This window comes from Aminipila sp. (assembly GCF_032051575.1).
GTDB lineage: Bacteria > Bacillota > Clostridia > Peptostreptococcales > Anaerovoracaceae > Aminipila.
In genome coordinates, this window is the sequence record NZ_DAMBYD010000009.1 from 100,410 (window position 1) to 118,529 (window position 18,120).

Here is an 18,120-nt window from a genome sequence, read left to right on the forward strand (position 1 = left end):
GCATAATAGTAAAAAACGCAAATATATTTGCACAATAGGTGCAAATATATTTGCGTTTTTTATAAATATAACAGAAAATTTACAACTTTCAAATGAACAGCAGCCCTATCAAAAACAAAGAATGCTGAAATTTAGCCATTGTTTTTTGTTGGCACGAGACTTGCGTATTATATAGGTGTTGTACGGGCATGTCCAAAGAAGTATTAGGACATTTCCAAGCCATAATAAATTGTGTTAATAAATTAGAATGAATCTAATATTTATTGAAAGTGAAAAGGAGAGTATGTTATGGAAAATGTAAAAGTAATTATCTGGGGTCTTGGCGCAATGGGCGGCGGTATGGCTGACATGCTACTAAAGAAAAAAGGTGTTGACATTGTTGGCGCTGTTGGCAGAGGTTCTAAAATTGGTAAGTCAATGTATGATTTCATTGAAACTGAAAGAGGCAGCAGACCTGACGTTATTATTGGTGCTCCTGAAGATGTAATCAAAGAAGGCGCTGCTGACGTAGTTCTTTGCTGCACAGATTCATTTACAAAAGTTGCATTTGACAGACTTAAGTTTGTCCTTGAACAGAAAATCAATGTTGTTTCTTCTGCAGAAGAAATGTCATACCCAATGGCACAGGAACCTGAACTAGCTAAGCAGTTAGATGAAATTGCAAAGGCTAACGGAGTATCCATTATCGGTACTGGTATCAACCCTGGTCTTATCATGGACTTACTAGTAGTTACTATGACTGGATGCTGCGAAGAAGTTGAACATATCGTTTCAAGAAGAGTTAACAGCTTATCTCCTTTCGGACCTGTTGTAATGAAAGAACAGGGTATTGGTATCACTAAGAAAGAATTTGAAGATGGCGTTAAGACTGGACACTTATCAGGACATGTTGGTTTCCATGAATCAATCAGAATGATTGGTGACGCTATTGGCTGGCCAGTTGAAAAGATTACAACTTCAATGGAACCAATTATGACAGATGTTGACAGAAAATCACCTTATGGATTTGCTGCTGCAGGAAATGTTGCTGGTGTTGCAATGAAGGGTGCTGGCTATGTTGACGGCGAATTAAGAATTGAAATGGATCACCCTCAGCAGATTGAACCTGAACAGGTTGGCGTAAATACTGGTGACTATGTAATCATCAAAGGTACTCCAAACATTAACATGGTTAACTCACCAGAAGTTCCAGGAGGAATTGGAACTATCGCAATGTGCGTAAACATGATTCCTCACATCATTAATGCTAGACCAGGTCTACATACAATGATTGACCTTCCAGTTCCAAGGGTTATCATGGGAGATATGAGAGATCTTATCAGCCCAGAAGCTAAGATTGTAAAATAGTTAAAATTTAGGACTATATAAAAGTTAAGTTGAGTTTAGAATAAGTCTAGATAATGAATAGTCTTAATTAAAATATTGAATTGAAAAATTTTGAAAAAACTTTGAAAAATAATTAAATTAAAAAATTGTAAGGGGCACTCTTGGGATCGGCAGGAGTGTCCTATACAATATAAAAAGGAGAATTAAAATGGTTAAAAAAGGAGAATGGGTCAGAATTCACTCAATTGTTCTTGAAGCATCTGCAAGAACTGCAAAGCTTCCATCGGACACACAGGCATGCCCACTTGAAATGTGGACAAAAGGATTTTTACAGGAAGATGCAGAAATTGGTGATGTAGTTACAGTAAAAACTGCTGCTAACCGTTTGGAAAAGGGTACTCTTATTGAGGTTAACCCATATTGGAAACATAGCTATGGCAAGTTTATCCCTGAATTGGTTCAGATTGATAAGCAGTTAAGAGATATCATGTTCGGAGGTGACAAATAATGGCATTAGCAAAAGATTATGATTCCGTTATGGGAAGATCTAACGATATAATGAAAAAAGCACTTGGTTTGGACTATGAGGAATTTGAATCCGGTTCAATCGCATTTGATTATGAAGCTCTGATGAAATCAACAGAGTATACACTGGATGAAATCAATAGAATCCAGAGCAGAACTGGAGTAGGTAACACTCCATTACTTGAACTAAGAAATTTAACAGAACTTGCAAGAAAGTATGCAAAGCCAGGATATGGTGCAAGAATTTTTGCTAAAGATGAAGCAGCAAATGCATCCGGAAGCTTTAAAGACAGAAGAGCAGCTTGTGCTGTTGCACACGCTAAGAAGTTAGGATATAAGGGCGTTATTGCAGCAACTTCAGGAAATTATGGTGCGGCAGTTGCATCACAGGCAGCGATGCAGGGACTTGAATGTGTTATCTGTCAGGAATGCTTTGATTCACATGGTGTTGGACAGCCTGAAATTATAGAAAAAGCAAGAAAGTGCGAAGCTTTAGGCGCAGAAGTTGTTCAGCTTACAGTTGGACCTGAACTGTTCTATACATTCTTATCCATACTAGAAGACAGAGGATACTTTAATGCATCACTATATTCACCATTTGGTATTGCAGGTGTAGAAACATTAGGATATGAAATTGCGCTTCAGTGCCGTGAAAAGTTAGGTAAAGATCCTGCTATGGTAGTTTGTACAAATGCTGGCGGCGGAATGGTTACTGGTACTGCACGTGGTTTGATTAAGGCTGGTGCTAAGGATACAAAAGTGGTAGCAGCTTCCATAGACCTTACAGGATTACATATGGCTTCAGACAAACAGTTCAACTTAAAGTCATGTACAACTGGCCATACTGGATTTGGTGTTCCTTATGCTACAGATCCCGACCACTCAGATGTACCTAGAAGTGCGGCAAGACCACTCCGTTACATGGATCGTTATGTAACAGTATCACAGGGCGAAGTTATGTATATGACAGAAGCTCTTGCAAACTTAGAAGGTATTGAAAGAGGTCCTGCAGGAAACACTTCATTGGCAGCAGCTTTCTCACTTGCTCAGGAACTTCCTGAAGATGAAATCCTAGTTGTAAGTGAAACAGAATACACAGGAGCTGGAAAGCATGTTCAGCCTCAGCTTTCATTTGCAAAAGATAACGGAGTAGAAGTACTTTTCGGAAATCCAAAAGATGAAAAACCAGGAGTGAATGTTATACTTCCACAGGATCCAAGCTTCTTTAAGTGTGTAGATGCTGACATTAACCACTTCAGAGCTTCTTTAATTAAGAAAGCTTGTAAAGTACATAATGTGACAAATCCTTCAGAAGCTGACATGGAGTTCCTTGCAGTAGAAACAAAGACAGATGTAGACTTTGTTAAGGAAGTTATTAAGAGTTTATAAAACCGAGTAGACTTTTATAATAAGGATAAAAAGGAGATTCAAGAATGAAATCAGGAATGAGAAGAGACGATGATTTTCAGGAAAGACGTAAGCATATTGCTGGTCTAACTGACGAAGAACTTTATGCTAAATTTTGGAATTTAACAGAGCAGGTTGTAACTCCTCTACTTGAACTTGGTAGAAAAAATACAACACCTTCTGTTGAGAGAGCCGTGCTATTAAGAATGGGCATTTCATCACTTGACACACAGAAGATTGTAGAAGGGTGTATGGATAGAGGTCTTATGGGACACGGAACAGGGCATGTTGTATATAAGTTATCAAAGGAAAAAGGCATTTCCATTCGAGAAACAGGAGAAATGTTATCCAAAGGTGAAGGCTGGGATGAAGCAGTAGCATTATTTAAAGGAGGTAAATAGAGATGGCAGACATGGAATTAAAAACAAACGAAAAATTGGATGTAAGAAACATCTTGAAAGACCTTGATCAATATGCTCCAAGAAGAAGAGGCTGGACCTGGAGAAAACCTGCTCCTGGAATCAAAATGGGACCTTTTGAATATAAAGACTGCTCAGAACCTCTAAAGAACAGTGTAGGACTTCCTCCTGCTAAATTTTTTGGAGACATCGATCCACAGCCACTTCCTGTTATTACAACAGAAATTGCTTCTGGAAGATTTGAAGATGATGTAAGAAGAATGAGAATGGCCGCTTGGCATGGCGCTGACCATATCATGGTTATCAGACACATGGGCCAATCACATATTGATGGACTAATGGAAGGTACTCCACAGGGTATTGGTGGTGTTCCTATTACAAGAAAACAGGTTAGAGCACAGAGAAAGGCTCTTGACATTATAGAAGATGAAGTTGGACGTCCAATTAATTACCATTCTTATGTGTCTGGCGTTGCGGGTCCAGACGTAGCTGTAATGTTTGCAGAAGAAGGTATCAATGGTGCCCATCAGGATCCTCAGTACAACGTACTTTACAGAGACATTAACTGTGTAAGATCATTTGTAGATGCTTGCGAATCCAAAAAAATTATGGCTTGGGCAGGAATGCTACAGATTGATGGAGCTCACAATGCCAATGCAACAGCAAGAGAAGCTTGGAAAATCATGCCTGAGCTTATAGTGCAGCATTCAATCAACTCCCTGTTCTCAGAAAAGGTTGGTATTAGCCCTGATTTAATCAGTTTGTCAACAGTACCGCCTACTGCAACTCCTGCTCCTTGTGTATACATGGATTTACCATATGCGGTTGCACTTAGAGACATTTGTGGTAGATATAAGATGAGAGCACAGCAAAACACTAAGTATATTTGTTCTTCTGCAAGAGAAGCAACAGTAACTCATGTTTTAAATATGCTGATTTCAAAGCTTACAAGTGCAGATATTCAGTCCACTATTACACCGGACGAAGGAAGAAATGTTCCTTGGCATATCTATAACATAGAAGCTTGTGACAATGCGAAACAGACTTTAGTAGGTCTTGATGGTTTAATGGACATGGTTGAATTAAAGAAAGACGGTCCATTAAGAGATATGGCTAGAGAACTTAAGGAAAGAGCTTGTCTGTTCATGGAAGAAATCATTGAAGTTGGTGGTTACTTCCAGGCCGTACAGGAAGGATTCTTTGTTGACTCAGCAAGATATCCTGAAAGAAATGGTGACGGTATCGCAAGAAAAATCGAAGGCGGCGTAGGATATGGTTACATTTTCGAAAGAGAAGAAGACTATATGGCTCCTGTAACTGCTCATTATGGATACAATAACGTGGAACAGTATGGCGGAGATCCTAAGAATCCAGCAGCTTTAATCGGTGGTTGTACATTTGAAGACAGAAGCAAGATCGTATTCATCGATGAGTTAGATGAAACAGATAGCGTTAACGTAAGACTTGAAAATGTTAAAAAGTATTTAGATGGCGAAGCAATCAAGCCAGAAGTAGAATGGTGTGGAGATGGAACAATCCTTCTTACTATGTGCATTCCTGCAAATAAGAGAGTTGCAGAAGCAACGGCACTTCAGATTGGTGCAAAGCTTGGACTTGAAAACCCTGAAGTAATCAGTAAAGAAGTTCTTCAGGAAGCAGAAGGTACAAGAATCGAAATGAAGGGTAAAGTTGCCTTTGATATTGATCCTGCCACTCTTGTTATTCCACCGGAACCACACTATCTAAGTGATGAAGTTCTTTACAAAGAATTTAACGATCATCCGCTAAAGGTTGTTTGCGGTACGGTTGGAGAAGACGAACACTCTGTAGGACTTCGTGAAATCATCAACATTAAGCACGGGGGTATTGAAAAGTGGGGTATTCAGGTTGAATATCTTGGGACTTCCGTTCCAGTAGAAAAGCTAGTTGATGCAGCAGTAGAATTGAATGCAGATGCAATCCTTGCTTCTACAATCATTTCACATGATAATGTTCACTATAAGAACATGAAGAGAATCAACGAGCTAGCTATTGAAAAAGGCATCCGTGATAAGGTTATCATTGCTGCAGGTGGTACACAGGTTATTCCTGAAGAAGCACGTAAGACAGGCATTGATGAAGGTTTTGGAAGAGATTCTCACGGAATTGACGTTGCTACATTCTTAGCAGAAGAGGCAATGAGACGTAGAAAATAGTTTAAATAAACACTTGCCAATTTAATAAAAAGCTGATTTTAAAATATGTATGAATAAGGGCGGGCATCATGCCCGCCCTTATTTTTTAGTGTTAGAGAGGGAGAGCAAAGATGAAAGTTGATATTTTAGTAGCTGAAATAGGCTCAACCACAACAGTAGTAAATGCGTTTACTGATATAAATACAGACAATCCTGTATTTTGGGCACAAGGCCAGGCACCAACATCTGTGCTTGATGGAGATGTAAGAATTGGACTTCAAGGTGCAATTGACGACTTATGTAAGAAAACAAATATAGAAAAGCTTGAATATGATGAAATGCTGGCAACATCATCAGCAGCAGGCGGATTAAAAATGACAGTACATGGGTTAGTATACGATATGACAGCAAAAGCAGCTAAGGAAGCAGCTTTGGGAGCTGGCGGTATTATTCATTATGTTACTGCAGGAAAACTTCGTAGAACTGACCTTGCAAAGATAAAAGAAATAAACCCCAATTTAATACTTATAGCAGGTGGTGTTGATTATGGTGAACGGGATACTGCCATTGACAATGCAGAAATGATTCGTTCAATGGGGCTAAAAACCCCGATTATATATGCTGGAAATTGCGAAAACCAAGATGAAATGAAGCTGATTTTCGATGATGAAAGCGGGATGAAATTATATAATGTAGAAAATGTATACCCTAAGATAGATGACCTAAATGTAGAACCTTGCAGAAAGGTTATACAGAATGCTTTTGAAGAACACATTACTAACGCACCAGGGATGGAACATGTAAGAGATATGGTAAGCGGCCCTATTATACCTACTCCAGGGGCAGTAATGGAGTGCACAAAGCTTCTATATGAATGTATTGGTGATTTAATTGTCCTTGATGTAGGAGGCGCTACTACGGATCTCCATTCCGTAGCAACGGAATCTGATCAGATTGCAAGAATTATGATTTCACCTGAGCCTAAGGCAAAGAGGACGGTAGAAGGAGACCTTGGTGTTTATGTAAACCGAATGAAGGTAATAGAGTCCATTGGCGAAGAAAAACTCCGAGAAGAATGTGAAAAAATGGGAATTGACTTTGACAAAACTCTGGAGTCTTATGTAGCCATTCCCAAGAATGACGATGAATTTAAACTAGTGGAAAGGCTTACAAAGGAAGCTGTTTTGAAAGCGGTGGAACGACATGCAGGAAAGATAAGGTATATTTATGGTCCGACTGGAAGAAGCTCTGTTGCTGAAGGAAAGGACTTGACACAAGTAAAATATATTGTAGGCACAGGCGGGGCACTTACAAGACTGCCTCATAGGGTGGAAATCATGCAGGAAATTGCTAAACATAACGAAACCGGAATGATGTTGTTTCCTGGAGAGCATGCGGAGATATTGGTAGATAATGATTATATCATGGCATCACTTGGTGTTTTATCAAAGCGGTACAAAGAAGCGGCTATCCGGCTGCTGGAAAAAAGCTTGAATTATCAATTCCCTGAAAAAAAGGAAACCTCTTATCAAGCAATGTATATTGATGAAATCAATAGAACAAGTGAAGAAGCTAAAAAGAAAGAAGAAGAATATAAGAAACATATTGAAGAATGCGAAGCTCTTGGTTACGATATGAGTGCGTATAAAGAGGAAGAGCAAATAGGAGGAGCAAACAAGAAGATGATAAATGCCGTGGAAGCAGCCATAGACGATGAAAAAACAGGCATAAGAAGCGGAGAAGGTGTGCAGGGCAAATGGGCAGGACAACAAAACATGGGAGACTGCAATCATGATTGCAGACACTGTACAAGACCTCACTGTCCAAATCGTAAGAATTGTTAAGAACGATAAAGAATCAGTTTCTAAAAGATATTTTTTTATATAATAAAAAGGAGTAAAAATAATGTATCCTAGATTAATAATTGATTTAAAGAAGCTAAGTAGCAATCTTGATGCTGTAGCTAAAATAACCAAAGAACAGGGAAAGTGTTCCCTAATGATTGTTACAAAAGGTCTTTGTGCAGATGCACAGATGGTTAAGCTGGTTGCAGAACATAAGGCGGTAGATTTTATGGCAGATTCCAGAGTAAAGAATATTGCTACCTATGCAGATATGGCAAGAGCAAATGGTAAACTGACTGTACTTTTAAGACTTCCAATGCATAGTGAAATTGAGGAGGTTATAAAGTATGTAGATTTAAGTTTTAATTCTGAAATATCTACAATAAGCCTGCTAAATGAAGAGTCTATAAAGCAGCAGAAAAAACATAAAGTATTATTAATGATTGACCTTGGTGATTTAAGAGAGGGCATTTTCTTTAAGGAAGAAGATAAAATTTTCAGTACGATTAAGGAAATTTTAGCTATGTCCAATATAGAATTATACGGAATAGGTGTAAACCTGACTTGCTATGGAGCTATTATTCCTAAGAATGATAATTTATCGGTATTAACTGGTTTAGCTGAAAAGATAGAAAAGAAATTTGATATTAAACTAAGTATGGTATCAGGTGGTAATTCCAGTTCAATTTACTTAGTTGGTAAGGGGGAATTGCCAGAAGGCATAAACAATTTAAGATTAGGAGAGGCTTTCCTTCTTGGTAATGATACTGCGTATGGTGACAAATTGGATGGGACTACAGGGGATGCTTTATTATTGGAAGCACAGATTATAGAACTTCAGGAAAAACCTTCTTTACCGATTGGTGAAGTTGGTGTTGATGCTTTTGGACAGATACCTTATTATGAGGATAGGGGCATTATAAAGCGTGCGATTATTGGTATCGGCAAACAAGATACTGACTTGGATAGTATGATACCGCTGGATAAAAAAATTGAAATTCTAGGGGGAAGTTCAGACCATACGATACTTGATGTAACAAAGTCAGGTATAGTTTATAAGGTAGGCGATATTGTGACCTTTGAACTGGGTTACGGCGGTATGCTAAAGACTTCTACAAGCCCATATGTTGAGAAGGGGTATAAATAAAGTAAAGGGGAGATTCCACAATGGAATCTCCCCTTTACTTTTTTGTTTAATATTTATCACTAAAGTCGTTAATGGCAGTACCTGCTGGAGTAACTGCTTTCGGAACTGTAGTAGGTTCTTTTTTTGATTCAAATACTGGACTTTCTACTATTGGTTTAAAGGTTTCTTTTTTTATAACTAAACTTTCTGATGATTTTTCAGATTGTATATCACTTAGTGTTTCGGAATCTTTTTTAACTTTGATTTCCGGTTGTTTAACTTTTTCTTTAACTTTTATTTTTTCTGGATTCTTTTGTGTTTTAACAAGTGAATCTGTTTTAACATCTTTCAAAGGTGAGACTGGAGTAACTGTAACCGCTTTTGGTTTTACAGAATCCTTAGATCCACCCACTGTTGCCGAAATATGTGTATTAGAATTGTTATCAATTGTAAACTTATCAACTAAGTTTTTTAATAAATCAGCCTGAGCATTTAGTTCCTGACTGGCAGCGGCACTTTCTTCTGCTGTAGCTGAGTTATTCTGAACAACACCTGAAATCTGATCTATGCCAGCACTTACTTGGGCAATAGAATTTGATTGTTCTTCAGAAGCCTTAGCGATTTCACCAATTAAATCAGTTATTTTACTAGCTTTATCAACTACTGTAAGTAAAGATGTTGCTGTTTCATCTGCAATTTTTGAACCATGGGCAACAGCAGAAACGGTCTGTTCTATAAGGTCTGTAGTATTCTTAGCTGCTTCAGCAGATTTTGTTGCCAAGTTACGAACTTCATCCGCAACAACGGCAAACCCTTTTCCGGCAGTGCCTGCCCGAGCGGCTTCAACAGCAGCATTAAGGGCAAGGATATTTGTTTGGAAAGCGATATCTTCAATTGTTTTAATAATTTTACCAATTTCATTGGATTTATCAGTGATGTCATTCATAGCGGAAATCATTTCTGCCATTTGTGCATTACTTTCCATAACACCAGCACCTGTTTCGTTTGATTGAGAACTAGCATCTTGTGCATTCTTAGCATTGCGCTTAACATGCTCTGCAATTTCAGAAATTGTAGCAGATAGTTCTTCTATACTACTTGCCTGCTGTACAGCACCTTGTGATAGAGACTGAGATGCTGAGGACACTTGTTCTGCACCAAGATTGACCTGAGATGAAGATTTCTGTATTTGAGAAATCATATCATACATATTAGCTTTTATGTTTGTGAGATAACCTAGAGTACTTTTAATATCACCTACATAAATATTTGTGTCTTTACTTTTTATATCAAAATTATAATTTGCCATCTCACATAACAAGGAATTTAAATCTAAAATAAAATTCTTCAAAGCTATTGCAAAGGTATTTAAAGCTATAGATACTTGTCCTATTTCGTCACTTCTGTTGGTATCTAAATTTACGTCAAGAATACCCTTTGTAAGATTTTCTGCGGCACAAACTATATCGTTAAATGGTTTCAAGGTTTGTTTTGTTACATTAAAAATAATTAGAACTAAGATCACAAGAGCAACCAGATAAAATCCTATGAGAAAACCAATAGAATTTGTCAAGGCTGTTGCCTTAAGATAGGTTGTAATTAAAATAAGTAGAATAAAAACAACACCTAAAGCAATAGCGGAAATTGTAGCTATTCTTGTAGATAAACTTTTATTTTTTGCCATAATGATACACCTCACAATGTCTATGTAATTGCTAAATATAATAATCTAAATGCATTTTTAAAACAAATTCGGACAAAAAATACATCTTAATTACAGTATAGTACATTAAATGATAAGTGTCTATGTAAACATCAAAAAAGATGCCGTAAATTGGCATCTTTTTGCAAATTATAGGACTATATGAGACTAATTACTTATCACTAAAATCTGAATTTGAATCTTCTGATACAACTGAAAAGTTGCTTTAATTGTTTTTTATTATCTAAATGAACAATTATATGGTATTATACGGTAAAAACCTATTAGTAAATGAAAAATTAAAAATAGCAAGAAGGTATTTATGGAAAAGAAAAATTTTGTATATATATTAGAGTGTAGTGATGGGACCTATTATACTGGGTGGACTATAAACCTTGAGGAAAGAGTTAGGATCCATAATGAAGGGACTGGACCTAAAGCAGCAAAATACACAAGGGGCAGGAGACCAGTAAAATTAGTATATTTTGAAGAATATGAAAATAAATCAGAAGCACTAAAAAGAGAATGTTCAATTAAAAAATTAACTAAAGCTGGGAAAAAAGACTTAATTGACAGCAAGATAGTTTTATAAAATTAAGTAATTGTATTTAAATTGTACAATGCCAAAAAGTCATTGAATTAAAAAATAGCTGTGCTAGAATAAAAATAACTTAAAAATGTATACGATTTCCAAGAAAAAAACACTTTCCAAGGAAAATATTATTTAACCAAAAAAATAGTGAGGATTATTTAAAATGAGTAAGAAGTTAAACACAGCGCAGATGTTAGTAAAATGCTTGGAGCAAGAAGATGTAGAGTACATATTTGGTATTCCTGGAGAGGAAAACCTTGAAGTAATGAATGCATTGTATGATTCACCAATCCGATTTATTACAACAAGACATGAACAGGGAGCAGCATTTATGGCCGATGTTTATGGAAGATTAACAGGTAAGGCTGGTGTTTGTTTATCAACTTTAGGACCTGGAGCAACAAACTTAGTTACGGGTGTGGCTGACGCTCATGAAGATGGGGCGCCGCTAATTGCCATAACGGGTCAGGTTGGAACGGAGAGAATGCATATTACTTCCCATCAAGCTTTAGATTTATGCAAATTGTTTGAACCTATTACCAAAAGAAGTAAGCAAATTGTACGACCTGATACAGTTAGCGAAATTGTTCGAATAGCCTTTAAATATGCTGAAAATGAAAAACCAGGTGCCTGCCATATAGATTTACCTGTTAACATAGCTGGGATGGAAGTTAGTGACGATGAAAGGCCGCTTGAAAAAAGGACGGCACCACAGGAAATGGCAGATATAAATAGTATTGAAGATGCTGCAGGAGCAATATTTTCATCAAAAAATCCTGTTTTATTAGTAGGAAGCGGGGCAGTAAGAGGTAAGTGCTGTGAGGCATTGACAATGTTTGCTGAAAGTTTAAAAATTCCAGTAATTAATACGATGATGGCAAAGGGCATTATCCCTTATGACAATAAATATTCAATGTGGACAATTGGTATTCCACAGAAGGATTATGCAAACAAAGTACTTGATCAGGCTGACCTTGTTATAGCGGTTGGATATGACATTGTAGAATATGCACCTGTTAGATGGAATAAGGAGGGGCAGCGCAGAATAATTCATGTAGATACACGGCCAACACACATAAATAAATTTTATGAACCAGAGGTTGAAGTAGTAGGAGATATTGCCCATTCTCTTACTCAGATCAGAAGAAGAGTACATAGAAATACTGAGCCTGAATATGCATTAAAGGTTAGAGCTGCTATGGAGGCGGAATATGAGTCTTATGCAAATGATACTAGTTTTCCAATGAAACCTCAGAAAATTTTATATGATGTTAGAAAAGTAATGGGTGACAATGACATAGTAATATCCGATGTAGGTGCACATAAAATGTGGATTGCAAGACATTACCATTGTAGGATACCAAATACATGTGTTATTTCAAATGGATTTGCAACTATGGGAATCGCTGTACCTGGTGCAGTTTCGGCTAAACTGATTAACCCAGATAAAAAGGTTCTTGCTATAACTGGTGACGGTGGATTTATGATGAATTCACAAGAGATAGAAACAGCTTTAAGGATTGGGACACCAATTGTAGTACTTATTTTTAATGATAGCAATTACGGATTAATTAAGTGGAAGCAAATGGATAAGTTTAATAAAAGCTGCTATGTGAATTTTACAAATCCTGATTTTGTTAAATATGCTGAAAGCTTTGGAGCTAAAGGCTATAGAATTGAAGCTGCTGAGGACCTAATTCCTACGCTGGAAGAAGCGTTCAGGCAAGACGTTGCCTGCATTATTGATTGCAGGGTTGATTATGATGAAAACACAAAACTAACGGCACATTTAAAAGAAGTCTATGCAAGTGAGATTTAATGTTGTATAATGAAGTAATATTTTAACAATATTATATGTTAAGTTTTACAAATTAAATTTGTATGGGAGGAATGGATATGGCAATTCCAGAGAGTGCTAATAAGACTAGTATACTTTTAGAGTCAGGGACAAATGAACTTGAAATTATTGAATTCACCGTTGCAGATGAAACTTTTGGAATAAATGTTGCTAAAGTGCGTGAGATTATGGTGGCTCAAGCGGTAAAACCGATGCCTAATTCACATCACGTAGTAGAAGGGGTATTTAAGCCAAGGGATGAGATTATTACGGTAATAAGTCTTGCTAAATATCTAGGTCTTCCTGAATGTGAAAACTCTGGCCGTGACATTTTTGTTGTTACACATTTTAATAATTTAAGCTTTGCTTTTCACGTACATACAGTTGTAGGTATTGATAGAATATCTTGGACTGCAATTAAAAAACCGGATAAAGCAGTTTATGGTGGACAGGATGGAGCAGCAACAGGAATCGCAGAATTTCAGGGACGTCTTATAACAATACTAGATTTTGAAAAAATTATTGCAGAAATTAGTCCTGAGTCCAGTATACAGGTTGAAAGCATTGAGAAAATGGGAGAACGCCATACTATGGAAAAAACTATTTTGGTAGCGGAAGACTCTATGCTGCTTTCAAAACTAATTATTGAGTGTTTACATAAGGCTGGCTATAAAAATACAATTAAAACAGATAACGGACAGGAAGCATGGGATTATCTACTGGAAGCAAAAGAATCTGGAGATCCGATAAAAGATCATGTGGCTTGTATCGTATCAGATATCGAAATGCCTTTGATGGATGGACACCGATTAACAAAGCTTGTTAAGGATGATTTAGTGCTTAAAAAGATTCCTTTAATTCTATTCTCATCATTAATAAGTGAGGAAATGCGTATCAAAGGAAAGCAGCTGGGCGCTGACGAACAGATTAGTAAGCCAGAGATTGGCAAATTAGTATCTCTAATTGACCAGCTAACCGAAAATCATTAATTTAAAATGAAAGTAGACATGATAACGTTTATTATGTCTGCTTTTTTGATTTCTAGGAATTTAAGTTTGGCCGTAAAGAATGATGAATATAGAAGGAGTGTAAGTGAAGATGGGAGAAATTACACATATAAATAAGAGGGGACGGTCAAAAATGGTGGATGTAGGACAAAAGGACATCACCGAGAGAATCGCTGAGGCAGTTGGTTACGTTTTAGTAAATAAAGAAACCCTTGAGATAATAAAAAATGGCAAGAATAAGAAGGGTGAAGTACTTGGTACAGCACAAATCGCAGGAATAATGGGTGCAAAGAAGACATCAGATATCATACCTATGTGCCATCCGTTATTCATAACAGGCGCAGATATGGACTTTGAACTGATAGAAGTTGGCAATAGTCACGGAAAAATTAAAATCACAAGTAAAGTAAGCTGCAATGGAAAAACAGGTGTTGAAATGGAGGCACTGACGGCAGTCTCCGTAGCAGCACTTACCATTTATGATATGTGCAAGGCAGTACAGAAGGATATTTGTATTGAAAATATTCATTTAGTAACAAAAAAAGGTGGAAAAAGTGGGTTATACAGCTGGTGTGGTAACGATTAGTGATAACGCGGCAGATAAAAATTGAGCCCTGCTCGATATGAGCAGAGCTGATAGAGCTTTTTCCAAATTAACAATCTAAAAGAAGTGTCAATAATTATTTAACACTTTTTATCTTAGCAACATCCACTATTACATGAGCTGCAAGTAGCAATTGCTCCAATAGTTGCATTGCTGATAGACAAAACGCCAGCTGTAACAGCATTTACAGTTATAACTACTGTATAAGTGCAGCAGTCATTGAAGCAAGAGTCACAATCACAGACAAAGAATGTGAATGTATCTGAAGTAGTAATTGCGACAGCTCTTGTATAACTGAATGCAGGGCCTACAGGGACTGGTGCCAATTGATTTGAGCATTGTTTGAACAATTGGAAGCTTAAAGTACCAGAAAAAAGTGTACCAACAACGTTACTTGTAAATTCAATTTTAGCACATGGACTCTCTAACTTAGAAGTATTAATCGTTAAAGAAGCCGGTGTGAAAGTAGTGTTTACAACAGTCGCAGCAGGAATTGTAACTGCACCAGGGCAGCTGCATTTAATAATAGTTGGGCATGCTTCTTTTCTAGGGCGGTAATAATCTTTTCGATCTTTTGCACAAGCATCGCAATCGTCATTATATCTTGAATTAGAATTCATAGTGAAAACCTCCATATTTTCTAAATTTTAAATTATCTAAAAGATAATCTAAGTATTGGCATTTTAAGTGTATTTACTATAACTTAAGAATAATCATAGTATTAGTGAAGATAGAGGATGGTTATATTCTACCTATCATCTTCATCATTCACGTATCTATCATCAAGTTCATTATCATTACATTGGTTACAGCCAAATTCCTTACATTCAAATCCCCTACATTCAAAGTCCTCATCATCAGGTTCTTCGTCGTATTCTTCATCATTGTATCTCTCATCATTGTATCGATCATTTTCACAATAGTCAGGGAATAATGGTCTTAAGTTCTGATCTGGATAGAATTTTGGAATTGGCGCGTTGTTAAATCTGCTGCATGGATTTTCTTCAGGTTCTTCTTCACATGGTTTTTCTGGAACTGGACAGTAGCCATAAGCTGGGACAAGGAGCTGAACAATAAGCTCACATTTTACAATAATGAAATACCCTAAAGTAATATCTAGGTAACAGTTCTCTTCTTTATCTTGTGACAATTTGCCATCTAGTGCTTCAGCTACCATTTCAATTTTTATAATATTTCCATCTACATCTTTTGAGTGTTTATCTGGTACATAATTAGCTGAGATTTGAGCTATAGAATCAGGACAATAGAATTTACCAATTACATCAGTTCTATTGATTTCATAGAATTCGCTTCTGTTTACGCCATCGCAGTCAATATAGTCGGCATAAAAAGATATCATGTAATGAAGTATTATTTTTTTGAAGTTAGCTTTTTTCCTAAGTGGAATTTTGTCCACTGAAATAAGTGTTACATTAAAGTCTCTACTACGAATGTATCTCTTTGGATTATCAAGTGGATCGCTTCTCAATTCGCAATCTGTTGTATCTGTATCAAGCCCTTTGCCATAAACTAGACATCTTTTAATTAAACATTGATCAAAAATCTTAGGAACTTCTATGCAAACCAATTCTGAAGGGTCTGGTAAAAGCCCCTGTTTATTAACAAGACCGGGACGTGGTACAAATTTTTTAAAGTTAATAGACATAAGTTTTCCTCCTTATTAAAAGGTTATGATTTTATATAATTTTAAAATACAAGAGCACTGTATTTTAAATATTTTTCGCAGTTCCTCATGTACTTAGGGGTCTTACCCTGATTCATCTCTACAGAGATTTTTGTTATACTCCATCATATGTAATAATAAAAAAGAGGTGACAATATAAAAATAGAATAAAAAAAATTTTTTATTCTAGAGTAAATATTACTCTGCAAGAAACCGCATATGTTATATGAAATGGAATGAAAAAGTGGTCTATGGATTACTAAAAGAGAATAATCAGCTTTCATAAGAATATAATTGAACGAAGGGGTGATAGAGATTATGCGTGGTTTATATTCTTGGATATATGTTGATTATACAAATAATATATGGAAGTTTTCACAAAATGACAATAAAGAGTTGTGCTATAGCATTATGTATGGAGAAGGGAAATGGACCAAGGAAAGTACCATTGATAAAAACATCCTGGGTTTTGCTGTTTATGTAGAAGAAGATGGGAAGATACATATTATATACAGCAATACAAAAGGAGAAATAAAATACTGTACATTGAAGGATAACCAGTGGATTGGAAAAACAGTCTACCTAATGGATAGTGATGAATTTGAAATACATGATTTAAAAATCAACATTATTGGCAGTGAGATGCATATCTTCTATCTACTAGTAGAAACCAGTGATAGTAATCGCGGAGTATTAATACACAGTGTATGGGATGGTAAAGAAGTTAAAGATCCCAAGTTATTGGATATTATTTTGACCCCTAAAGTAAAGGAAAATTATATAGTAAAAGTAGACAAGATGAATAATATTGATATGCTTTTTATAACAGATGAAGGTGAAGAAATTTCTTTAAATTATAGCAGATATAAAAAACATAGATGGACTGTTGAAAAAAGGCTTTATAGTATTCAGGGAGATGACATCGATTTTGATATGCTGAATGATCAGCAGAATATGCATATATTAAACAAGTACCGAGAAGGTTCTACCTATTACCTGGAACATGTACATGTAAAGGTGGGCGGGGCTATTCAGGAGTTCAGAATTTGTGAAAGTAAAATGGAACTGAGAGAACCTCTTTTATTTGAACTAAATAATAAATTATATTCCTGCTGGCTGGAAGAAAATAAAATAGCCTATTCAGTATTCGATGGCATAAATTGGAGCAAACCTATCAACGTTAACAAGGGTAATGATGATAAAGTTGAGAGGTATCATTTTTATATAGCTTGCGACAAACAATTAGCTATTAAAGAAAGAGAAGTTTATGGAGTGGGTCAATCTGGGTTAAATTTATTTTTTCCAAGTCAATTTGTAGTAAAAACACAGAAAACAGTAAAATACCAGGCTAATCAGGTTGAAGAAAATCAAGACCGTGTAAAGCAAATAAATGTACCGGAAAAAGTAGATGCACTTCAAAATTTGAAAATACAATTATATCGGGATAAATCAGAAAATAAACAATTAAAAAAGACAATGGCATCTTTAAGAATTCAAATGCAGAAGAAGCAAAAATTTATTGATGATTATAAAGAAAAAATTACTCAACTCTTAGAACAAAAAAAGAAGTCTGATGAAAACTGTGATGTGTTTATGGAATTACAGCAGAAAATGAAAAATGACCTAGAAGAAAGTGAACGGCAGTCGGTGGAGGGTAAAAAAACGATATTGAGTATTCAAAATAAATTAAACGAATATAAAGAAGAAAATCGAGTAATAAAACAAGAAAATACAGGGATAAAACAGCAAATAGAGAGCTTAATTGAAGAGAACAATCAATTAAAGAAAGAACTTGAATATGAGAAAAATAAATCGATTGTTGAACGTTTATTAAAAGGGTAGAAGAAAGAGCGGTAGAGTTCCGCTCTTTCTT

At 36.1% G+C, this 18,120-nt stretch carries 15 protein-coding genes; 12 read left to right on the top strand and 3 right to left on the bottom strand.

Features of this window, described 5'->3' with window-relative positions:
• The first annotated feature begins 288 nt into the window (after positions 1 to 288).
• The 7 genes from ord (at position 289) to orr (ending at position 8,842) form a co-directional block, all read left to right on the top strand.
• Positions 289 to 1,347, top strand: a complete 1,059-nt coding sequence (ord, locus tag RTW14_RS13245; RefSeq protein ID WP_312652166.1) for a 2,4-diaminopentanoate dehydrogenase — start codon at positions 289 to 291, stop codon at positions 1,345 to 1,347.
• A 187-nt stretch (positions 1,348 to 1,534) separates the two neighbouring features.
• Positions 1,535 to 1,834, top strand: coding sequence for a 2-amino-4-oxopentanoate thiolase subunit OrtA (gene ortA, locus RTW14_RS13250; protein WP_312652168.1), 300 nt, complete (start codon positions 1,535 to 1,537; stop codon positions 1,832 to 1,834).
• Positions 1,834 to 3,240: a 2-amino-4-oxopentanoate thiolase subunit OrtB gene (ortB, locus tag RTW14_RS13255; protein ID WP_312652170.1), complete on the top strand. Its 1,407-nt coding sequence runs from the start codon at positions 1,834 to 1,836 to the stop codon at positions 3,238 to 3,240. The genes ortA and ortB overlap by 1 nt, the downstream gene beginning before the upstream one ends.
• Before the next feature lie 44 nt (positions 3,241 to 3,284).
• A complete protein-coding gene (locus RTW14_RS13260; RefSeq protein ID WP_331654453.1) occupies positions 3,285 to 3,659 on the top strand; it encodes an ornithine aminomutase subunit alpha in 375 nt (124 codons plus the stop codon).
• A gap of 2 nt (positions 3,660 to 3,661) precedes the next feature.
• The gene (oraE, locus tag RTW14_RS13265) at positions 3,662 to 5,872 is read left to right on the top strand and encodes a D-ornithine 4,5-aminomutase subunit OraE (protein ID WP_312652172.1); all 2,211 of its coding nucleotides are present in this window, start codon (positions 3,662 to 3,664) and stop codon (positions 5,870 to 5,872) included.
• A 110-nt stretch (positions 5,873 to 5,982) separates the two neighbouring features.
• The gene (locus RTW14_RS13270; RefSeq protein WP_331654454.1) at positions 5,983 to 7,695 is read left to right on the top strand and encodes a GlmL-related ornithine degradation protein; all 1,713 of its coding nucleotides are present in this window, start codon (positions 5,983 to 5,985) and stop codon (positions 7,693 to 7,695) included.
• A gap of 61 nt (positions 7,696 to 7,756) precedes the next feature.
• On the top strand, positions 7,757 to 8,842 hold the full coding sequence (gene orr, locus RTW14_RS13275; protein ID WP_312652176.1) for an ornithine racemase Orr: 1,086 nt from the start codon (positions 7,757 to 7,759) through the stop codon (positions 8,840 to 8,842).
• A gap of 46 nt (positions 8,843 to 8,888) precedes the next feature.
• Here orr and RTW14_RS13280 read toward each other — a convergent pair whose 3' ends face one another.
• The gene (locus RTW14_RS13280; RefSeq protein ID WP_312652178.1) at positions 8,889 to 10,505 is read right to left on the bottom strand and encodes a methyl-accepting chemotaxis protein; all 1,617 of its coding nucleotides are present in this window, start codon (positions 10,503 to 10,505) and stop codon (positions 8,889 to 8,891) included.
• A 340-nt stretch (positions 10,506 to 10,845) separates the two neighbouring features.
• Here RTW14_RS13280 and RTW14_RS13285 point away from each other — a divergent pair, with 340 nt between their 5' ends.
• The 4 genes from RTW14_RS13285 (at position 10,846) to moaC (ending at position 14,545) form a co-directional block, all read left to right on the top strand.
• Positions 10,846 to 11,115 (top strand): GIY-YIG nuclease family protein, encoded by a 270-nt coding sequence (locus RTW14_RS13285; RefSeq protein WP_312652180.1) that lies wholly within the window; start codon positions 10,846 to 10,848, stop codon positions 11,113 to 11,115.
• Between the two features lie 163 nt (positions 11,116 to 11,278).
• Positions 11,279 to 12,934 carry an acetolactate synthase large subunit gene (locus RTW14_RS13290; RefSeq protein WP_312652182.1) on the top strand — a complete coding sequence of 552 codons (1,656 nt, stop codon included), beginning with the start codon at positions 11,279 to 11,281 and terminating at the stop codon, positions 12,932 to 12,934.
• Between the two features lie 77 nt (positions 12,935 to 13,011).
• Positions 13,012 to 13,941 (top strand): chemotaxis protein, encoded by a 930-nt coding sequence (locus RTW14_RS13295; protein ID WP_312652186.1) that lies wholly within the window; start codon positions 13,012 to 13,014, stop codon positions 13,939 to 13,941.
• A 109-nt stretch (positions 13,942 to 14,050) separates the two neighbouring features.
• Positions 14,051 to 14,545, top strand: a complete 495-nt coding sequence (gene moaC, locus RTW14_RS13300; protein WP_312652188.1) for a cyclic pyranopterin monophosphate synthase MoaC — start codon at positions 14,051 to 14,053, stop codon at positions 14,543 to 14,545.
• A gap of 113 nt (positions 14,546 to 14,658) precedes the next feature.
• Here moaC and RTW14_RS13305 read toward each other — a convergent pair whose 3' ends face one another.
• Both RTW14_RS13305 and RTW14_RS13310 read right to left on the bottom strand, forming a co-directional pair.
• Positions 14,659 to 15,183 carry a DUF4489 domain-containing protein gene (locus RTW14_RS13305; RefSeq protein WP_312652190.1) on the bottom strand — a complete coding sequence of 175 codons (525 nt, stop codon included), beginning with the start codon at positions 15,181 to 15,183 and terminating at the stop codon, positions 14,659 to 14,661.
• 128 nt (positions 15,184 to 15,311) lie between these two features.
• Positions 15,312 to 16,229: a hypothetical protein gene (locus RTW14_RS13310; RefSeq protein ID WP_331654455.1), complete on the bottom strand. Its 918-nt coding sequence runs from the start codon at positions 16,227 to 16,229 to the stop codon at positions 15,312 to 15,314.
• Positions 16,230 to 16,565: 336 nt separating this feature from the next.
• Here RTW14_RS13310 and RTW14_RS13315 point away from each other — a divergent pair, with 336 nt between their 5' ends.
• A complete protein-coding gene (locus RTW14_RS13315; RefSeq protein WP_312652192.1) occupies positions 16,566 to 18,089 on the top strand; it encodes a coiled-coil domain-containing protein in 1,524 nt (507 codons plus the stop codon).
• The last annotated feature ends 31 nt before the right edge of the window (positions 18,090 to 18,120 follow it).

Bases quoted from the DNA above. Each gene is read 5' to 3' on its own strand.
- RTW14_RS13315 (WP_312652192.1), top strand. From the start codon at position 16,566: ATGCGTGGTTTATATTCTTGGATATATGTTGATTATACAAATAATATA.
- ortA (WP_312652168.1), top strand. From the start codon at position 1,535: ATGGTTAAAAAAGGAGAATGGGTCAGAATTCACTCAATTGTTCTTGAA.
- RTW14_RS13270 (WP_331654454.1), top strand. From the start codon at position 5,983: ATGAAAGTTGATATTTTAGTAGCTGAAATAGGCTCAACCACAACAGTA.
- RTW14_RS13295 (WP_312652186.1), top strand. From the start codon at position 13,012: ATGGCAATTCCAGAGAGTGCTAATAAGACTAGTATACTTTTAGAGTCA.
- RTW14_RS13285 (WP_312652180.1), top strand. From the start codon at position 10,846: ATGGAAAAGAAAAATTTTGTATATATATTAGAGTGTAGTGATGGGACC.
- moaC (WP_312652188.1), top strand. From the start codon at position 14,051: ATGGGAGAAATTACACATATAAATAAGAGGGGACGGTCAAAAATGGTG.
- oraE (WP_312652172.1), top strand. From the start codon at position 3,662: ATGGCAGACATGGAATTAAAAACAAACGAAAAATTGGATGTAAGAAAC.
- RTW14_RS13310 (WP_331654455.1), bottom strand. From the start codon at position 16,229: ATGTCTATTAACTTTAAAAAATTTGTACCACGTCCCGGTCTTGTTAAT.
- RTW14_RS13290 (WP_312652182.1), top strand. From the start codon at position 11,279: ATGAGTAAGAAGTTAAACACAGCGCAGATGTTAGTAAAATGCTTGGAG.
- orr (WP_312652176.1), top strand. From the start codon at position 7,757: ATGTATCCTAGATTAATAATTGATTTAAAGAAGCTAAGTAGCAATCTT.
- ortB (WP_312652170.1), top strand. From the start codon at position 1,834: ATGGCATTAGCAAAAGATTATGATTCCGTTATGGGAAGATCTAACGAT.
- RTW14_RS13260 (WP_331654453.1), top strand. From the start codon at position 3,285: ATGAAATCAGGAATGAGAAGAGACGATGATTTTCAGGAAAGACGTAAG.
- ord (WP_312652166.1), top strand. From the start codon at position 289: ATGGAAAATGTAAAAGTAATTATCTGGGGTCTTGGCGCAATGGGCGGC.
- RTW14_RS13280 (WP_312652178.1), bottom strand. From the start codon at position 10,505: ATGGCAAAAAATAAAAGTTTATCTACAAGAATAGCTACAATTTCCGCT.
- RTW14_RS13305 (WP_312652190.1), bottom strand. From the start codon at position 15,183: ATGAATTCTAATTCAAGATATAATGACGATTGCGATGCTTGTGCAAAA.